The organism is Mesorhizobium sp. CA10 (assembly GCF_020165285.1).
Taxonomy (GTDB): domain Bacteria; phylum Pseudomonadota; class Alphaproteobacteria; order Rhizobiales; family Rhizobiaceae; genus Mesorhizobium.
In genome coordinates, this window is the sequence record NZ_JAIUHV010000003.1 from 655,592 (window position 1) to 673,742 (window position 18,151).

Annotated in this window: 19 protein-coding genes; 11 read left to right on the forward strand and 8 right to left on the reverse strand. The window is 60.3% G+C overall.

The features are described 5' to 3' along the window. The first annotated feature begins 163 nt into the window (after positions 1 to 163). On the forward strand, positions 164 to 496 hold the full coding sequence (locus tag LB535_RS10125; RefSeq protein ID WP_224632059.1) for a hypothetical protein: 333 nt from the start codon (positions 164 to 166) through the stop codon (positions 494 to 496). 57 nt (positions 497 to 553) lie between these two features. Here the strand turns inward: LB535_RS10125 and LB535_RS10130 are convergent, their stop codons facing one another. Further along, on the reverse strand, positions 554 to 784 hold the full coding sequence (locus LB535_RS10130) for a hypothetical protein (RefSeq protein ID WP_140691936.1): 231 nt from the start codon (positions 782 to 784) through the stop codon (positions 554 to 556). Positions 785 to 1,128: 344 nt separating this feature from the next. Next, positions 1,129 to 1,824, reverse strand: a complete 696-nt coding sequence (locus tag LB535_RS10135) for a hypothetical protein (protein ID WP_224632060.1) — start codon at positions 1,822 to 1,824, stop codon at positions 1,129 to 1,131. Between the two features lie 247 nt (positions 1,825 to 2,071). On the opposite strand from LB535_RS10135, the gene LB535_RS28815 reads away from it, so the two are divergent. After that, positions 2,072 to 2,200, forward strand: a complete 129-nt coding sequence (locus LB535_RS28815; RefSeq protein WP_263490638.1) for a hypothetical protein — start codon at positions 2,072 to 2,074, stop codon at positions 2,198 to 2,200. 37 nt (positions 2,201 to 2,237) lie between these two features. Here LB535_RS28815 and LB535_RS10140 read toward each other — a convergent pair whose 3' ends face one another. The 4 genes from LB535_RS10140 to LB535_RS10155 are packed head-to-tail and all read right to left on the reverse strand — an operon-like array spanning position 2,238 to position 6,054. After that, a complete protein-coding gene (locus LB535_RS10140; protein WP_224632061.1) occupies positions 2,238 to 3,176 on the reverse strand; it encodes a dihydrodipicolinate synthase family protein in 939 nt (312 codons plus the stop codon). 7 nt (positions 3,177 to 3,183) lie between these two features. Further along, positions 3,184 to 3,933: a hypothetical protein gene (locus tag LB535_RS10145; protein WP_224632062.1), complete on the reverse strand. Its 750-nt coding sequence runs from the start codon at positions 3,931 to 3,933 to the stop codon at positions 3,184 to 3,186. Continuing rightward, positions 3,923 to 4,918: a Gfo/Idh/MocA family protein gene (locus tag LB535_RS10150; RefSeq protein WP_224632063.1), complete on the reverse strand. Its 996-nt coding sequence runs from the start codon at positions 4,916 to 4,918 to the stop codon at positions 3,923 to 3,925. Before LB535_RS10150 ends, LB535_RS10145 begins: the two co-directional genes overlap by 11 nt. Further along, positions 4,915 to 6,054, reverse strand: a complete 1,140-nt coding sequence (locus LB535_RS10155) for a Gfo/Idh/MocA family protein (protein WP_224632064.1) — start codon at positions 6,052 to 6,054, stop codon at positions 4,915 to 4,917. Before LB535_RS10155 ends, LB535_RS10150 begins: the two co-directional genes overlap by 4 nt. Between LB535_RS10155 and LB535_RS10160 the strand changes: the two genes are divergently transcribed. The 7 genes from LB535_RS10160 to LB535_RS10190 all read left to right on the forward strand — a co-directional run bounded on the left by LB535_RS10160 (position 6,004) and on the right by LB535_RS10190 (position 13,144). Further along, positions 6,004 to 6,717 (forward strand): FadR/GntR family transcriptional regulator, encoded by a 714-nt coding sequence (locus tag LB535_RS10160; protein ID WP_140542389.1) that lies wholly within the window; start codon positions 6,004 to 6,006, stop codon positions 6,715 to 6,717. The two genes, LB535_RS10155 and LB535_RS10160, sit on opposite strands and share 51 nt — an antisense overlap. Before the next feature lie 21 nt (positions 6,718 to 6,738). Continuing rightward, positions 6,739 to 8,313 carry an ABC transporter substrate-binding protein gene (locus LB535_RS10165; RefSeq protein WP_224632065.1) on the forward strand — a complete coding sequence of 525 codons (1,575 nt, stop codon included), beginning with the start codon at positions 6,739 to 6,741 and terminating at the stop codon, positions 8,311 to 8,313. Between the two features lie 78 nt (positions 8,314 to 8,391). Further along, entirely contained in the window at positions 8,392 to 9,351 is a 960-nt protein-coding gene (locus tag LB535_RS10170; RefSeq protein WP_224632066.1) for an ABC transporter permease, read from the forward strand. Positions 9,352 to 9,377: 26 nt separating this feature from the next. Beyond that, positions 9,378 to 10,238, forward strand: coding sequence for an ABC transporter permease (locus LB535_RS10175; RefSeq protein WP_411969555.1), 861 nt, complete (start codon positions 9,378 to 9,380; stop codon positions 10,236 to 10,238). Between the two features lie 10 nt (positions 10,239 to 10,248). Then, entirely contained in the window at positions 10,249 to 11,166 is a 918-nt protein-coding gene (locus LB535_RS10180; protein WP_224632068.1) for a dihydrodipicolinate synthase family protein, read from the forward strand. Further along, positions 11,166 to 12,176 carry an ABC transporter ATP-binding protein gene (locus LB535_RS10185; RefSeq protein ID WP_224632090.1) on the forward strand — a complete coding sequence of 337 codons (1,011 nt, stop codon included), beginning with the start codon at positions 11,166 to 11,168 and terminating at the stop codon, positions 12,174 to 12,176. The genes LB535_RS10180 and LB535_RS10185 overlap by 1 nt, the downstream gene beginning before the upstream one ends. Then, entirely contained in the window at positions 12,173 to 13,144 is a 972-nt protein-coding gene (locus LB535_RS10190; RefSeq protein WP_224632069.1) for an ABC transporter ATP-binding protein, read from the forward strand. Before LB535_RS10185 ends, LB535_RS10190 begins: the two co-directional genes overlap by 4 nt. A 346-nt stretch (positions 13,145 to 13,490) precedes the next feature. On the opposite strand, the gene LB535_RS10195 is transcribed toward LB535_RS10190, so the two are convergent. Together LB535_RS10195 and LB535_RS10200 are read right to left on the reverse strand one after the other, a co-directional pair. Beyond that, positions 13,491 to 13,745, reverse strand: a complete 255-nt coding sequence (locus LB535_RS10195; protein WP_224632070.1) for a hypothetical protein — start codon at positions 13,743 to 13,745, stop codon at positions 13,491 to 13,493. A gap of 37 nt (positions 13,746 to 13,782) precedes the next feature. Beyond that, positions 13,783 to 14,085 (reverse strand): hypothetical protein, encoded by a 303-nt coding sequence (locus LB535_RS10200; protein WP_224632071.1) that lies wholly within the window; start codon positions 14,083 to 14,085, stop codon positions 13,783 to 13,785. A gap of 492 nt (positions 14,086 to 14,577) precedes the next feature. Between LB535_RS10200 and LB535_RS10205 the strand changes: the two genes are divergently transcribed. Both LB535_RS10205 and LB535_RS10210 read left to right on the forward strand, forming a co-directional pair. Next, positions 14,578 to 17,013 carry a putative bifunctional diguanylate cyclase/phosphodiesterase gene (locus LB535_RS10205; RefSeq protein WP_224632072.1) on the forward strand — a complete coding sequence of 812 codons (2,436 nt, stop codon included), beginning with the start codon at positions 14,578 to 14,580 and terminating at the stop codon, positions 17,011 to 17,013. A gap of 705 nt (positions 17,014 to 17,718) precedes the next feature. Then, positions 17,719 to 18,033: a hypothetical protein gene (locus LB535_RS10210; RefSeq protein WP_224629180.1), complete on the forward strand. Its 315-nt coding sequence runs from the start codon at positions 17,719 to 17,721 to the stop codon at positions 18,031 to 18,033. Positions 18,034 to 18,151 lie beyond the last annotated feature (118 nt).

An 18,151-nucleotide genomic window follows, 5' to 3' on the forward strand; every position in this document is an offset into this window, starting at 1 on the left:
GTTGGACCCCCGGCAGCGGGCTTTGCATTTTAGAGGCTGTTAATACGTGCGCGTAGCCCCTCAAGGCTGGCCATTCCCTCAACAGCCCGTCGCCCAGCGTGAAGCGCGGCCGACATCACCCTTCAAAGGGAGGAATGATCTTTGCTCCGGCTTCTTGCCAACGATGATTTCCGATCGCCATATCTCACTCGGATGGGGCGACCTCTCTGGAGATCGCGGCAAAGAATACCCCTTCGTTGAAGATACGCTGGGCAAGAAGCTGAAGGCCGGAACAGGCCTGTCGGTGAGCTGCCTAACGTGCAAACGCATGGCCGTGCTCGACATGGCCGAGATGGTGAAGCGGCTCGGGCCGGATCATTCCGCCATGCATTGGGGTCTGATCAAAGTCGTCTACTGCCACGAATGCCGTGCCGCCGGCCGCGACGACCGAAATCTGCAGTTCACGAATCATGCGATGACTCCGGAGATGCGTAAGGACTGGACGCCTTGCCCATAAGCTGGCGGGCATAATTGCAAGCCCTCATTTGGAACGCTTCGTGCAACAAACGGACCATCAATGCTCTCCCTCGTCGGCTAGGTATTCCCTCACATTTCCGAAGTCGCGGTACATCCCGCCGTCGGGATGCTTTTTCTCGTGCCACGAGATCGACCAATAACCAGTGTCTTCAAGATCTTCCATAGCGCGGATCCGATCGGCATCGGCCGGAAATTGCTGCTTGAGCAGTGAGTTGACTGCGTCCACCCCGCCCAGACGATAGGCTTCCAGGCAAATGTCGTGAAACATTGTCTATCCCCGAAAAGACTCGCATGAGCAGAATTGCGCAACTGGAGGGTGCAACGCAAGCGGCTCTCTCGCCTTAGTTCACCGCGACCGGACCGTACCCTCTTCAGCGGCGCCGGAATACGAGAGACTATGCCTCGCCCTAATCATCGGAACGGTAGGAAAGGCGCCCAATCATGCTGCCGAACGTTTCAGTAGCTCCGAGTATCGGCTCGTCTCTAAACCGTAGCCAGGATATGGGCTGCTCAGATACTCCTGCATCTTCCGGATCACGCCGCGGCCGGGGATCACAAAAGCGGGATGAATGTCACGCACCAGCGCAATGCCCCGCTTGCGGTATTCCGGCTTCAGATCGCCGAGACGAACAGGCCGGAACGGTCGTTGGGCAGCTTGTTGATCGCCGCGGAGCTCACCTCGCGTCCAACCCGGTTGAATTGAAGCAGTCCGTCGATGTCGTGAGTGAGAAGGCTCTTCAGGTGGGTTGCAGGACGCGACTGGCAAGCTCGATATGACAAAGTGGCCGGCGCCAGTGATTCGAACGTTGCTCGACAAGGACACACCCGCCAACACATTGAGGGCAGCCGATGATCCGGACGACGAAAACCGGACAGGTTTGTGAGACCAATTTCTATACCGCCGAATTCAATCGACTGCAGCAACGCGGGGAAGAAGCTTTGCGCCTTTACCGGATCGCGGCCAGCGACTGCCCGCGGAGCTTCGACTGATACCTCGCGGCCAAGGCCACACTGCGAGAGTTGGGCGCGGCGACATAGGCTCAGAAGATTCGGCAAAGGTGCAACGCAAGAAGTTCGTGAAGCTTGCAAGAGCTCAAGTTGGATGGGCAGCAGCCGATGTCTGATGATCTCGCATCGAAAGCTGACCGACCGCTTCCGGCCCGAAATAAGACATTCATGATCGTCCTCATGGGCGTTTGTCGCGGGGTAGGCGAAGGCTTTGATGTAGGCAAGCCATTGTAGCTCACTTGGCGAACCAATCCGCTCTGTTTCTGAGCCACCGATGGCGCCAGTGCCTCCGTCGGCCATTTCCTAGAGCCCACCAACCTCTCGAAACCGAAGGACGGCTGAAGCCTCGACCGCCTATGCCGCAATGGCGCGTCGCGAGTTTCATCCCCTGGGCGAAGCCCATTCCTCGCCGAACCAAGAAACGCGCGCCTGCGCCATCCTACGCTTTGCTGCGGTCGCAAGCGATACGGCAGCGGTCGCCTGTGGCCTCACGATCGCCATCGAGGCCGCATGGTGCGGGCTCGCAAACGAGAACGGAGACTGAAAAATGGCGACCATCGGCACCGTCAAGAAGACCAATACGAACGAATTCACCCGCGAGATCGTCACGCCGACTTCTGACCGCGCGAATAGCGCCCGAGTACGAAAAGCAGCCGCAGCTGCCCCATATCGCTAAAGTCTCCCCGTCAGTACCATTCGGCAAGCGCGCCATGCTAGAACCATCCAGGAAAGGCAACGCGTGCCGCCGTCGCCAGCGGTGGGATGTCCTCGTCGGGGACCGAAGAATAGGGCCACAACAGCTGGGCCCTGATCGAACTCCAACTGCCGGCTGCCGCCATTGCCTTGTCGAGGGCGGCGTCGCTGACGGCGTAGCGTGCCCGAAATGGTAGGACGTGGTCCGCGAGAAAGGCCTGTACGCGTGCTTGCATCTCGAAGGCCGCTTGTTCCCCGGCTCGTATCTGCGCCCACCACTGCAGTGCGCCTTTCGGGCTAAGGCAGGCGATGTTCGAATAGCTGCCATGCGCACCATTCGCGTAACCAGTTGCCAGCGTGTGGCCTGGCACGAACACCGAAAGGCCCGACAGTTCGCGCCGCATGCCGGCGTACCAGCTGGCGTCACCGCCGGGGAGTTTTGCCCCGACAAGCGAGGGTACCGCGGTGCCCAATGCGGCAATACTTTCTAGAGTGAGCAGCCGCTTGGCATGGGGCGGGTTATAGAGCACCAGAGGAGTGCTCGGCGCTGCCTCGGCCAAGCCCGAGACGAAACGCAGCACTTCTTCGTCGCTTGGTGGCCACCAGTCCGGCAAGGTGAATTGCACTCCCGAGAGTCCCAATCCCGCAACCCGCTTCAATCGCTCGCATGCAACTCGCGGATTGGACTGGCTGATGCCGATCTGGAATGGGATTCTCGCGGCACCGGCGACTGCCGCCACCATCTCGCTCAGCCGGTCGAATTCTGCTTCGGTCTGGCAATGGAATTCACATGCAGTGCCGTTGGAATAGACGCCGTGAACGCCGGATGCGCAGAGCCGCGCGACGGTTTCTTGCGTGGCGCTCCAGTCGATATTGCCATTCAGGTCCACCGCCAGCATCACGGCGCCCCAGATGCCGCGCGGCGCGTGTTCGGGGAGGGCGGAGAGATGATCACTCATGGTCCGACTAGCGCAGCGTGAAGGAGAGCGGCATGAAGTCTCCAAGATTGACCTCTATGCGACCCCTCCTTGGAAGGATCAGCAGCGGCGACAACGATCCGGTGGTGATCACCATGCCTTTTTTGAAGCTGCCGAAATGATCGTCGGCCATTCCGGCGAAAGCGATGACGGGAGAAAGGGCGTCGCCAAACGGGTATTTGGCGGTCTCGCGCTGGCTGATCGCTCCGTCGCTGGAAAGCGTGATCGCCATACCGTCGACCTCCGGCGCTCGCGCCAGTGTCTGCCTGCCGATGACGTAACCGCCTGTGACCATATTGTCGGCCAGCGGCCCGAAAGGGCCGGCTTTGGTCCGGTCGTCGATGCGAGAGCCGATGAGCTCGATGCCGAGAATGAAATGCTGGATGGTCTGCAACACGGCCGAGCGCCCAGCTTTGGCGATCTCAGGCGTCAAGTCGGCGCCGAGCCTGACAGCCACTTCGATCTCGAGCCCGGCGAGGTCGCGTTCGCCAAGTTCGATCGTCCCGCCATCGTCGACAACCATTCCGGCGGGGATTGGCGCACCCGTCGCGATACCATCGGGCGGCATGGCCACCTTGGCGACGGGCACACGCTCTCGGAGCTGCTTCAACACCGCGCCTTGAACGGCCATCGCATCGCCGCGCGTCAGGTCGACCAAACGCGACCCCGGTACCCGTCGACGCGGGTTCCAGTGAGCCTCGGCGATGGCCTCGGAAATTGTATCTATGTCAGCCGGCATCAGCGATTGTTTCCTCGCGGCGGGATTTGTCCGAGGCGTGGGCTGCCTCGATGATGCCGATGAGGTTGCGCCCATAGGCGCCCGTCACCGGTACCGGCTTGTTGTCGACGACAGCGTCGCGCAACGCTGCCCATTCGCGTTTCACCGCATTGTGCATCCAGGCGGGCTCGAACGAATCCGGCAGGTCGGTCCACACGGTATCGCGACCAATCATCGTGCCGCGATCCATGTCGATGCGTAGCGTGCCGCGCTCGCAGACGAGATCCATCGCAAAGCCGACCGCACCGTTGCGATAGCCAATACTCTGTACCTGGCCCAGGCCGCCACGTTTGAAACGCAGCGCCAGCATCGACGTGTCATCCGCTTCCTGTTGATGGAATTTTGCGCCGAGCATGGCGCTCACAGAGATGACTTCGTCATCCATCAGCCAGACGAGACGGTCGAGCGCGTGAATGCCGGCCGTCATCAGCATGCCACCACCGGTAGCGTTGCGCAGGTGCCAGTCGCGCCGGTTGTGCTCCATCCAGAGCTTGATCATCCAGCTCGACGCGATCAGCGGCCGTCCGATCTCGCCTGCCTCGATGACCTTCTTGGCTGCCATGCAAGGTTTCGAGAAATGCAGGAGGTGGGCGACCATCAGCTTGACGCCGCTCTGCGCCACAGCCGCATTGATTGCATCGCATTCGGCTACAGTTCGCGCCATCGGCTTTTCGAGCAGAATGTGCTTGCCGGCCTTGGCCGCGCCGATTGCCATTTCGGCATGCACCGCGTGCGGGGCAGCGATAACGACGGCATCGACGCCGCTGTCTTCGAGAAGTTCGCGCCAGTCGGTGTAGCCTTTGCCGCCATATTCGGCCGTGAAAGCCGCCAGCGCCGTCGCGTTTCCACGGCAGGCTGCGACGAGGCGGATGCCGTCGACCTCCTTGATTGCGCGTGCATGCGCGGCGCCAAAATCGCCCGCGCCGATAATGCCTAGTGCAATCATCGTCCTGCCTTCTGATATGCGGCGTCGATCAGCGACATCGCCGCAACATAGTCGTCTATGGAGATTGCCGGCGCAGCGTTTCGCCGCAACCGTTCGAATGTGTCGCGCATGCTGAGGCGGTAGCGAGTAGCCGGCAGTTCGACCGGCAGGTCCACAACCGCAGCGTCGTCGAGAGTTGCGCAGATCGCCTTGTCGCCACGGTCGATGAGCGTGGCGTTGGCGGAGACGATGCGCCATTCGAAATCCCCGCCAGGGAGCATTGAAGCGAAGGTATAGCCCGCCTCAATGGTGAACACCGCGCCGGCATTGTCCTCGAGCACCAGCAATGCGTGGTCCTCAACCGGAGCCCTGTGGATGCGGTTGCCCATCGATACAGCTTTGAGATGGATCTCTCCACTGGCCAGGCTCAGCGCTGCATCGACACCGTGGATGCCCAGATTGCGCAATGCGCCGCCTCCGCCAATCGCGGGATCGACCACCCAGCCCACACCATCGGCGGCATAACGCTCGGGCGGCCCGTTGACGACGCGGAAATGGCCGTGCGCGACTTGGCCGGCGCGGCCTTCCCTTCGCAGTCTCTCAAAGGCGATCACCGCCGGGCCAAAGCGATTGGGCAAAGGCACGCCGACGAAGGCTTTTCGTCGATGGGCTAGGTCTCTCAGTTGCATCAGCGGCGCCGTGCCGGTCGCTGCCGGCTTCTCAAGGATAAGCGGGACGCCGGCTTCGATTATCCTGCGCGCCCTGGCCGGCACGCTCGAAGGATGTCCCATCAGCAAGATCAGATCCGCAGGTGCTGCAAGGACGTCCTCGAATGCAGCAATCGCGCTCAGCGAGTTGCGCGCTGCAAAGCCCCTTGCATGCGCCTCGTCCTCATCCCACACGCCGATGATTTCAGCGCCGGCATCGCGCGCCGCATCGAGATGCAAGTCGGCGTGCCAATGGCTAATGCCGGCTAAAACGACTTTCATCTCCTGATATTTCCTCCTGCACTTGCAGGATATCCTACAAGTCGTTATAGGACAAGTCGTCAGCCTCTCGAGCGAAGTGGTTATCGGCGTCGGACAGCAGTGGAAACAGGAAACAAGATGCCGGTATTGAAGTCGATCGAACCGCTTAGCCGACCACCGCTTTTGCATGTGACCGTCCAGGAGAGCCTGAGGAATTATATCGAGGCGAACAGGCTCAAGGCAGGCGACCCGTTGCCCCCGGAGACCTTCCTGGCGCAGCGGCTCGGCGTTGGCCGCAATTCGGTCCGCGAAGCGATCAAGGCGCTGGAATCGATCGGCATCCTGGAGACGCGTCGTGGCATCGGCGTGTTCGTCAAGGAATTCTCCTTCAAGCCACTACTCGACAATCTGGCTTATGGCCTGCAGGACTCGCTGCGCGATGTCGAGGAACTGCGCGAGATTCGGCGTGTGCTCGAGACGGGGCTGATCTCCAAGACCATCGAGATGATCAGCGCCGAAGACATCGACGAGCTTCGCCGGTTGACCGAAAGCATGCGCCAGCGCGCGGAGCGCAGCGAGAGCTTTGCCGAAGAGGACCAGCAATTCCATCAGATGCTGTTCCGCTGCCAAAACAACCACATGCTCAGCGCATTGATCGATATCTTTTGGGTGGCGTTCAACAAGGCCTCGGATTTCACCAATCTCGACAATCCGACGCCGCTCGCCACCTGGCGCGATCATCATGAAATCGTCGAGGCGGTCGCCGCCAAGGATGTTGACCGGGCACGTAGCCGGCTCGACGATCACTACAGAGGCATCCAGCAAGTTATCGCCAAAAACCGCACAACCTGAAAAATGCCAAGGGAGGAAACCATGCGCATCAAGACGATAGCCATCGCTGCCGCGCTGCTGTTCGGCACCGGCCTGCCGACCATTGTGCAGGCGCAAAGTCCAAAGACCATTGCGGGTGGTTTTGACGTCGGCCCCGGCGGTTTTCCCAAGAACTTCAACCCGCTAGTCGCGACTGGCGGCTTCACCTGGCTCAGCACCTATTTTGAACCGCTGGTTATCTGGAATGCGGGGCTGACCCAACTCGAAGGCGACCTGGCCAAGAACTACACGGTGAGCGCCGACCAACTCACCTATACATTCAACCTGGTCAACGAGAGCTGGCACGACGGCAAGCCGTTCACGTCGAAGGACGTGAAATTCACCATCGACCTTGCCAAGAACAAAGCTTCCGGCAGCCTGTTCGCGGCACGCCTCGGCGATATCGCTTCGGTCGAGGCGCCCGACGACAGCATCGTAATCATCAAGCTGTCGAAGCCGAACGCCTCCTTCCTGTCCATTCTTTCGCAGGTGCTGATCCTGCCGGAGCATGCTCTTGCCGGAATGCCACCGGAGTCGCTGGCAACCAGCACCTGGTGGTCGACCAATCCGGTCGGCACAGGTCCGTTCAAGTTCAAGAAATACGTCACCGACCAATATGTCGAACTGGCCGCGGATGACGATTATCGTGGCGGCAAGCCGAAAGTCGACGTGCTGATTAACCGCTATTTCGAGAGCCCGGCCGCGGCGGTCGCGGCGCTGCGTGCTGGTGAGATCCAATTCACCTATGTCGAGCCTGACGACGCGGCGTCGTTCAAGACCGATTCCAACTTCAAGGTGATCGAAGGCGGCTCCTACGTGGTCAACTATATCGGTCTCAACCAGCAGGTCGACCTGTTCAAGGATCTCAAGGTTCGTCAGGCGATCATGTACGCCATCGACCGTAACGCGATCATAGAGAGCCTCTATGGCGGCGCAGCCAAACCAGCCAACTGCGGCTTTGTGGCGCCGCAACTGGTCCCCGAAGGGCTGGAAACCTACGCCTACGATCCGGCCAAGGCCAAGTCGCTGCTAGCAGAGGTGGGCTGGGACAAGATCAACGGCGACAAGCCCATCACGTTGCTGACCTATTACGGCTCTCCGCAGGCTGCCAATGTCATGGCAGCCATCCAATCTATGCTTTCACAGGTCGGCATTAACGTCGTGCCGCGTGTCGTCGACACGCCGACCTACAATGGCATCGTCTACAAGGCAGGCACGCCGGACTGGAACGCATTTCCCATGGTCTATGCCGGCCTGCAGAATGGCCCGAACCCGGCTGGCATCAATCCGGGCCTTAACAAGTCGCAGATTCCGCCCGCCGGCTTCAACACCATGCGCATCAAGTTCGACGACCTGAGCGCGGCTTTAGACAAGGCGCTCGGTGAAACCGATGCATCGAAGCTCGATGCCGCTTGGCAGGATGTTTGCAAGGTGATGAACAAGGATCTTCCGTGGGCAACGCTGTGGGTGGCCAATCGCTACGGCGTTGCCTCCAATAAGCTGAAGGATTTCGTCTGGACGCCTGCACCCGCCGGCGGTCCTTACGCCGCTCATCCCGAGGCCTGGGACATTCAGTGAGCAGGCGGGTCTCCCGGCCCGCCACAAGAGCCGGTTTCCTCTGGGATTCGGCCCACACCATCCACTTGCGGAAAGCCAATGCTGAGCTTCATAGCCCGCCGCTGCGCCACAGGACTGTTGATGCTGGTTGCCTTGAGCCTCCTCATCTTCATCTTGTTGCGCCTGTCGCCGGGCGATCCGATCGACGCATATATCAATCCTTCCGTGCCGATGTCGGCTTCCGATCTCGAGACCCTGCGCGACCGCCTCGGTCTCGATCGGCCGCTGCCGCTTCAGTATTTCGGCTGGGTGCGTGCGGCTCTGTCGGGGGATTTCGGCTATTCGATCCAGCGCAACGGCGTGCGGGTGTTGCCGCTGGTGATGGAGCGCATCGGACCCACGGCTCTCCTGATGGGCGCGGGGCTGGCGATCGCCATTGTCGTCGGAATTACGACCGGTATCTACAGCGCCGTGCGCCGCAACGCCTGGCCCGACATTGCGATGTCCGTGCTGTCGTTCATCGGCATATCGAGTCCGGCCTTCCTGACCGCACTGCTTGGCCTCTATTTTTTCTCGGTTCTGCTGCGCTGGGCGCCGTCAGGCGGCATGCAGACCGCGGGCGCGCCATTCTCGATCTCCGATGTGCTTGCCCATCTAATTCTGCCGGCATGCCTGCTGTCGATCGGCCACGCGGCGCTGATCATGCGTTATATGCGTGCTTCGCTGCTCGAAGTGCTCAACCAGGATTATGTCCGAACCGCCCGGGCCAAGGGCGTGCGAGAGTTCTGGGTGATCATCAAGCACGCCACCCGCAACGCGCTCTTGCCGGTCATCACGCTGATCGGATCGACCGTTGGCATCGCGATCGGCGGCGCGATCTTCCTGGAGAGCGTCTTCAACTGGCCAGGCATGGGCTTGCTGCTGGTCAACGCCGTCGGCACGCGTGACTATCCCGTCATCATGGGTGCCACGCTGGTGATCGGTGTCTGCGTCATTCTGGTCAACATTCTCACCGATGTTGTCTACGCCTTTGTCGACCCGCGCATCCAGGTGGGGTGATGACGATTGCCGAGATCGAACCACCCATGCAGCGCACCAAGGGTCCATTGCGCCGCGCACTCGGCCGCTTCATCGAGAACCGCGCCGCGCGGGCCGGTCTGGTCATCGTGATCCCCGTGCTGATAGCGGTCATGACCTACCACTGGTGGTGGCCATACGCTCCTAACGCCATCGACCTGAAGGCCATGAACAAGGGACCGTCCGCCACCCATTGGCTCGGCAGCGACGGTGTCGGCCGCGACGTTTTCGCGCGGCTTCTGCAGGGTGGTCGCATCTCGCTGCTGGTTGCCGTCTGCTCGGTCGCGATCTCCACCGTCATTGGCTTCCTCATCGGTGCTATCGCGAGCTTCGGCGGCCGCGTCGTCGATGCAACCGCGATGCGCTTCGTCGATCTCGCCATGACTTTGCCGCCAGTCATCTTCTTGCTGGTTCTTGCCTCGATCGCCGGCACCGGCATCGCGCCGACAATCCTCGTCATCTCGCTGCTATCGTGGCCAGTTCTGTCGCGCATGGTCAGGGCCCGCCTCCTCGAACTGCGCGAACGCGATTTCGTCGTTGCCGCGCGCGGCATGGGGGCAGGGCTGCCGCATCTCCTGTTTCGCCACGGCCTGCCCAATTGCATGGATATCCTCGTCGTCTACGCAACTTTGCAGATCGCCAACGCGATCCTGTTGGAAGCTGGCCTGTCTTTCCTCGGCCTCGGCATCGCACCACCCGAAGCGAGCTGGGGCAATATGCTCAATCTTGCCCGCTCCACCGTCGTCCTCGAACAATACCCCTGGCAGTGGATGTTCCCCGGTGCCGCCCTCGTACTCACGGTCCTCGCCATCAATTTCATTGGCGATGGCCTGCGTGACGCTTTCGATCCCCGATCCAATCTCAACTGAAGGTTTCAAAATGCCACTTTTTACCGGCGTCGTGCCGCCAGTCGTTACCCCCCTCAACAACGACTACAGCATCGACTTTCTGTCGTTCACCCGGACGCTGGAGAACCTGCTCGACGGCGGCGTCCACGGACTGTTCGTGCTTGGCTCGACCAGCGAGGTGGTTTTCCACGACCAAGCCGGGCGCAAGGCGATCATCGAGCACGCGGTGAAGGTCAACAACGGCCGCGTTCCGATCTTCGCCGGCGTCATCGATCCGACCACCGACCGTGTCATCAACCATTCGAAGATCGCCAGATCGGCCGGGGCCGACGCAATCGTCGTCACCGCGCCCTTTTACACGCGCACCAGCCAGCCGGAGATCATCGATCATTTCCGCTATATCAAGGATGCGATCGACATCCCGATCATTGCCTATGACATCCCGGTCTGCGTCCATATCAAGCTCGATCGCAAGACGACGGTGACGCTTGCCAAGGAAGGCACCGTGGCCGGCCTGAAAGATTCCAGCGGCGACGATGGCAATCTGCGTTATGTACTGAAAGACATGGCCGGCGATGCCGGCTTCTTCGGCATGACCGGCTCCGAGATCATGGTCGATACTGCTCTCGCCATGGGCGCGCATGGTGTTGTGCCGGGCATCGCCAATGTCGACCCGCACGGCTACGTCAAGATGTGGAACCTGATGCAGGCCGGCAAGCATGCCGAGGCCCGCGTCGAGCAGGAACGCCTGCTGAAGCTGTTCGAGATCGTCTGGATCGCGCTCGGGCGCACCAGCGCCGGTTCAGCCGGCGTCGGCTCCTTCAAGACCGCCATGCGCAGCCTCGGCATCATCGCCACCAACAGGATGGCCCGCCCGCAGCGCGATCTCAATGCCGAGGAAGCCGCCAAGGTCGACGCGATCCTGCGCGACGTCGGCCTGCTTGGCTGATCATGGAAGCGCCGATCCTCCAGATTGCCGGATTGCGTGCGGTGTTTCGCATTGCGGGGCGCGACATTGCGGCCGTACAGGACGTTGATCTCGAGATCGGCTCCGGCGAGACCGTGGCGCTGGTCGGCGAGTCCGGTTCGGGCAAGTCAGTCACCAGCCTCTCCATCATGGGGCTCCTGGCGCCGAAGATCGGCCATATCGCTCATGGCCATATCACGATCAGACGACGCGACGGTTCCGTCACCGAGCTGACCGGGCTGGACGCGGAGCAACTGCGCCGCGTGCGCGGCAACGACATCGGCATGGTGTTTCAGGAGCCGATGACCAGCCTGAACCCGGTTTACACTATCGGCGAGCAGATCGCCGAGCCGATGCGCATCCATCTTGGCAAATCGCATCGCGAGGCGGCAGCCGAAGCGGTGCGCTTGCTGATGCAGGTCGGCATCCCGGACCCTGCGCGGCGCGCGAAACAATACCCGCACGAACTCTCGGGCGGCATGCGTCAGCGGGCCACCATTGCCATGGCGCTCGCATGCAACCCGACATTGCTGATTGCCGACGAACCGACCACGGCGCTTGACGTGACGATCCAGGCGCAGATCCTCGATCTGCTTGCCACTCTCCAGGCCGAACGCGGCATGGGCATCCTCTTCGTCACCCACAATCTTGGCGTTGTTGCGGAAATCGCCGACCGCGTGGCCGTCATGTATGCCGGCCGCATCGTCGAGACCGGCCCGGTTGGCGAAGTCTTTGCCCGTCCGCGCCATCCTTACACGACAGGCCTGATGCGATCGGCACCGCGACTTGGCCAAGCAACGGTGCTGAAGGCGGCCGGCACACCGCTGCCGACGATTGCCGGCAATGTCCCCTCGCTGGCCATGCTGCCCGGAGGCTGTTCTTTTGCTCCAAGGTGCCCGATGGCGATCGACTCCTGCCGCGCCGCCGTGCCGCCGCTGTTGCAGGTATCGCCGACACAGACGAGCCGCTGCATCCGCTGGGAGGAGCTATGAGCGCGCCGGCTCCTTATCTGTCCGTTCGCAACCTGACCAAGCATTTCGCGCCGACAGCGTTCTCGCGCGGACCTGTGGTCAAGGCGCTGCAGGATATTTCATTCGACATTCCACGTGGTCAGGTGGTCGGGCTGGTCGGCGAATCCGGTTCCGGCAAGACGACAATTGGCCGTTCCGTGTTGCGGCTGATCGAGCCAACCTCAGGCGAGATACGCTTCGACGGCAAGGACATCGTCAAGCTCGGGGCAAGGGAGCTTCGACGTCAACGTCGCAACATGCAGTATATCTTCCAGGATCCCTTCGCCAGTCTGTCGCCGCGCATGACTATCGGCCAGATCCTCACCGAGGGCCTGGATATCCAGGGCATCGGTAGTCGGCCCGAGCGCCGCGCCCGCGCCGAAAAGGCGCTCGCCGCCGTCGAACTGCCGGTCGATGCCTATGACCGATACGCGCATGAATTCTCGGGCGGCCAGCGCCAGCGCATCGGCATCGCGCGAGCCCTCATGCTGGAGCCCGAGTTTATCGTTGCAGACGAACCGGTTTCGGCACTCGACGTGTCGATTCAAGCCCAGGTGATCAATCTTCTTCGCGATCTCCAGGTCCGGCTTGGCCTGACCATGCTGTTCATTTCGCATGACCTCGCCGTTGTCGAGTATATCTGCGACACGGTCATCGTTCTCTATCTCGGACGCATCATGGAAGTCGCGCCCGCGACCGATCTCTATGTCCGGCCGAGGCATCCCTACACACGGGCATTGCTGTCGGCCGTCCCATCGCCAGATGCGTTCGCCAGGAAGCAACGGCAGATACTGAAAGGCGACATCCCAAGTCCCGCCAATCCGCCGTCGGGATGTGTTTTCAGAACGCGCTGTCCCGCAGCGATCGCTGCCTGTGCCGGCGCCGTGCCACGGCTACGGGAGATAGCTCCTGGACGTATGAAGGCATGCATTCGCGACGACATAGGCTGAATATCGCAGCCTAAAAATTGGAGTAGTTCTGATACGTTTTTGGGACATTCACAGTCAGCGCGCAGTTGGCAGTTGAGCGGGGAGGTGTCCGTTTCTGTACCCGCAATGGGGGCGGAGGAGGTTGGAAATATAGGGGATAAGTCCGGGCCAGAGATGCCGCAACTTCGTGGTCAGGTTGATCGAGGACGCAGCAAAGGGCGCGTAACGAGCCTGCTGCTGTCCATGACGAAAAGAGCGGGCCGGCACGAAGAGCCGGTCGTTGCGCCCACTCAGTCGCAGGCGGGAGCAAAAAAGGCCATCCCGGTATATGCGGAGGTGGACGGCCTTCTTTGCAATACTTCACACCTTAATAGGCCTTCTTCGCGGCGCTCCTCCTGTGCTTCACCGGGCACTTGTGCTTCTTGGTCGCCTTGCAGGCCCTCGTTACGTGCTTCTTAGCCTTCTTCATGGTCATAGCATCCGAAGCGGGTGCAGAGCTAGTTGCGGCCGTCGCTGCTGGCGCTGGCTTCGTAGCCGCGGCGGCGTCGTTAGGGCTGAGAACTGGCATCGAGACGGCGAGCGCGAATGCAAGACCGACGGCTGACAGAAGAGACTTTTTCATGTGTCTATTCCTTGTTTGGCAAGTCGGGGGTTGAGCGTCACCCATCAGGATCGATGGGTGTCACTCCAAGCAGCTTCAAAGCTTTCGCGAGCATCCGGATTCCCTGCGCCTCCTTCTTCTTGGCGCAGTACCGGTTTCCCTTTCTCTGAAGAGCCTTCGCCGCGGTGACCTGCGTTGCCGCGGCATGCGTTTTGAGGGCTTCGTCGACTTGACGGCTGACAATGGTGCAACGCTCGGTCCGGGTGAGCGGCGCCGCCTTTGAGGTGGAGGCTCCGGTCGCTGCCGTAGCGAGCGACAAGCTGAGCAACGCACCCATCAAGTTGATCGAGATTCTGTGCATCGCTTGTCGCAAACCCGAGCAAGTGCAGCAATGCTGCAGCCGATGAACTGATCCCTCCAGAGCATGATACGCTTGAATGATTTCTGCAGTTTTTCCTGAATGTTTCTGGATTGTGTCTGCCCTCGTGCGGAAGGTTCGCTGCCGCAAATGCCGGAGGAGCATGCGCGACGTCAAAACTTGGTGGTGGCATGACACGGCTCATTCACGCCTGCGGTGGTGGCAATCGAGCTGTCGGGCAGGAAATCAATAGAGTTGGAGCCGGCGGTCTGTTTCGTTCGATAGCCTCGGACAGTGCGGCGAGCGGGCGGAGGGAGTTAGCCCGCCTTTAAAGATAAGCGCTTCTATTTGCAGCCGTTACCGGCCGTTCGCACTCAGTGGCTGCGGCGAGTAAGGGTCCTATTTTGCTAGATTAGAACCCATAATCTGGGTGGATCATTAGCGGTTCCTAAACCGGACAACACTAACCTCTGCCGATTGGTAGGGGAGCCCCGGATGAATGCCTTCAGGCGAACAATAGGCTTCGGCCTAATCCTGTTGATTAGCGTTGTCACCCTGGCGGGGTTGCATATTGACGCGAGCAGGGAATTTGCGCTTGCCAAGGAACGATATCTGGAAAATTCACGGGCAACTTCGAGGGCGACTGCAAAGACCGTCGAAGACGCTCTGAACGCGATCTATCAGAATGTCCGAACCCTGACGTTCCTGCCGAGCGTCCGGGCCCTTGACCGACACGGCACCAACCTCGGCGACGAAGGGCGAGCAACGATCCAGCAGATTTACAACAACCTCGCCGACAACGTCTCGATCTCGGAGGTCTACTTCCTGCCTCTGGATTTCGATCCCGATCGGTTCGACGCCGTGACCGGCAAGCTGGAGGAGCCAATTCTTCAGTTCGACCAGCTAATCGTCAATGCCAAGGCGAGATCCGAAGCTGCGGCAGCGCCCAAATCCAGGAAGCTGGACGAGAATGCGCTGACTCGCCCGCCTGAGGAGGTCGAGACCTATGAATACCACGAGCTGGCAAAACAGCTTGCCTGGCTTAAGGCAAACTACCCTAACTCAAGCACCCTTGACGGGCTAAACGTGCCGATCATCGGGACCAAAGAGGTGATCACCTGTGACAACACGAATTTCATTCGCACCGGCGATGATGCCGACCGGTCTGGCTTCATTCTTTCGGTTCCGGTCTTTGGACAGGACGGAACCCTGCGCGGCTCCGTTTCGGCGATCATGCTCACCTCGGCGCTGCGAAAGCTGCTGCCTGGCAGTGGCTATGTGATCGTCAATGCCGGATATGGCTTCGAGTCCGACCAGCGCCGGATGTCAGAATCGCTGGTGACCAATACTAGATCTTTCACGGAACCTGATCCCAGGCTGATCTATTCCGAGGTCATCCCGCTGTCGCTCAACGATCCAAGAAGCGCCTGGCGCCTTTGGGCTGGCTTTCCCGACACGCAATTCACGAGCAATGTCGATGTTCGATCGGTGCGGGAATTCGAACTGGCTGGGTATGTGGCCGTCGGGATTGTCACATTGCTGGCGCTGATTTGTTGGTACTCCATCGGTCGCACCATGATGATGCAAGCGCAGGCGGCTGAGACTCTTGAACAGAGGGTAGAAGAACGCACCGCCCAGATCCAGCATCTGGCAACACACGACATTCTGACCGGACTTCCCAACCGCGGTCTACTGGCCGACACGATGGACGAAGCCCTACGCAGCCTCAGGCAAGGCGAGAAGCTTGCCGTCCACTGCATCGATCTTGATCGCTTCAAACCGGTCAACGACACCTTAGGTCACCCCATCGGCGACGAGTTGCTGAGAGCTGTCGCGGACCGGCTGAGGCATCATGTAGGCGAGACCGCCATGGCCGCCAGGGTGGGCGGCGACGAGTTCGTTCTCGTTCAGCTTCTGCTTAATGGCAATGATCAGGCCGGGGCGCTTGCCGGCCGGGTCATTCATGCCTTGTCCGCTTCATTCTCCATCCAGGGCCACAACATCAACATCGGTTGCAGTGTCGGCATTGCTGTTTTCCCGAACGACGGACAAAGCCCGGAAACGTTGATCCGCAACGCCGACCTCGCCCTATACAAGGCCAAAACCGAGGGTCGTGGCACATGCAGGTCGTTTGAACCTGGAATGGATGCACGGCTGCAGGAGCAGCGCCAGTTCGAAGCCGAGTTGGCGCAGGCAGTGTCGAAAGACCAGTTCGTGCTCCACTACCAGCCTCTGCATGATACGAGGACCTCGAAGCTCACCGGTTTCGAGGCGCTGGTTAGATGGAACCACCCAGTGCGTGGACTTCTGCCGCCTGCAGAGTTCATCCACCTCGCCGAGGAGTCAGGGGTTATCGACGGTCTGGGGGAATGGATCCTAAAACAGGCCTGTAGCGACGCGTCGAGATGGCCTTCCCACGTCAAGGTTGCCATAAACCTCTCGCCTGCGCAGTTCAAGCAGCCGGGGCTGGCGCTTCAAGTAGCCTCGGCATTGGGCTCGTCAGGCTTGTTGGCATCACGGCTCGAGCTTGAAATCACCGAGTCGGTGCTATTGGCGCACAATGACAATACGCTCCAGACATTGCACAGCCTACGCGACCTCGGAATCAGCATCGCGATGGACGATTTCGGAACCGGCTATTCATCGCTCAGCTATCTGCGCTCTTTCCCTTTCGATCGCATCAAGATCGATCGTAGCTTTGTCAGCCTGATATGCGAAAGCAGCGAAAGCCGGGCGATCGTCAAGGCCGTCGCCGAACTTGGGGCCACTCTCGGCATGACCACGACAGCCGAGGGCGTCGAAACTGAGGAACAGTATCAGTTGATCAGGGAGAATGGCTGTACCGACGTACAGGGCTGGCTGTTCGGTCGCCCCCTACCTCAGTCTAAGGTCTTTGCCCTATTCGAAGAAGCAGCCCATTTGCGAGCTTGATAATCGATCAATTGAGCAAGATTGGGGTGCGATGCGATCCATGCAGGTCGGACGGCTAGCCATGGCTTGGTTCAGGCAGGCGGGTTCGCCGGTTCGTGAGGTCCCCCGGACAGACGCTTGTGCTTCTCGAACAGGTGCAGCTTTTCGGGGTATCCGAGCCTCAGCGCCGCGTTGCAGGACGGGCATTTGAATGAGGATATGGTTTTAAACCATGTGCCTTTTCGAACGATGGGGCGTTCGCACCGTGGGCACTCAAAGGTGAGATATTCGTCGTCAAGCTCTTGAGGAATCGGCAATCCGGCACCTTTAGGCTGATGGATGCCACCATCATCGCAGGTAATGGTGGGCATCCATGAACTGGCGATGAAGGGACTATGCTCGCCAGCACTCCCAAATGAAGATCTGCGGAATATGTTGCGTCGTCGGGACTTATGAGTTTGCCGATAAGACGTCTGGCCGACGCGTGTTACGACTGACGGGCAAGACACAGGTGTCGGGGGAACAACTCGGGGATTAGCGCTGTTCCCGAGTAGCCTGCCGCGCACGTTGCCACTTCGCGCCCCCAGGCAACTCCAGTACTGCCCGCTGGCTCTGGCCGGCGGCTTTTTGTCGGACGGCGGCCTAGCCGTGCACAGCCTCCGTTTGCGGTATGTGGAGCGCATTCCCTGATGTGACTTTCGCCGCGAACTGAAGCGTGAACAGGAGATGATCTTCATCGTCCGTCAACATGGCTTCATATACTTCCAGAAAAAGCGCTTGCTCTCGTTTATCATCTCGCCGGCAGTCTGCACGGCTCCTTCCTTGCCGCGGGAGATCGACACCATCTTCGTCGGGGATGAATTAGCCGTAGTCGACGTGGAAATAGTAGGTCGTCATGATGCTCTGCCCTGGGTCGACAGGCCCGTGACGTATCATTCAACGGGTATTCACCTGCCCGTAGGGGTGGATCAGTGTTCGAGCGCGGCCTCGATGCGCACAGCGATGGCTCCTTCGGGAAGTTCCACTGGCGAGAAAATTTGACAGTGTGCCTGCTTCAATCTCTGCTGTCTGTGTGCCTTGGGCCATCCCGCGCAACGAGCTACTGCGATGCTTCGACCAGCCGTCGGAGCAATGGGTAATCCTTCAGGTCCTTGTAAGG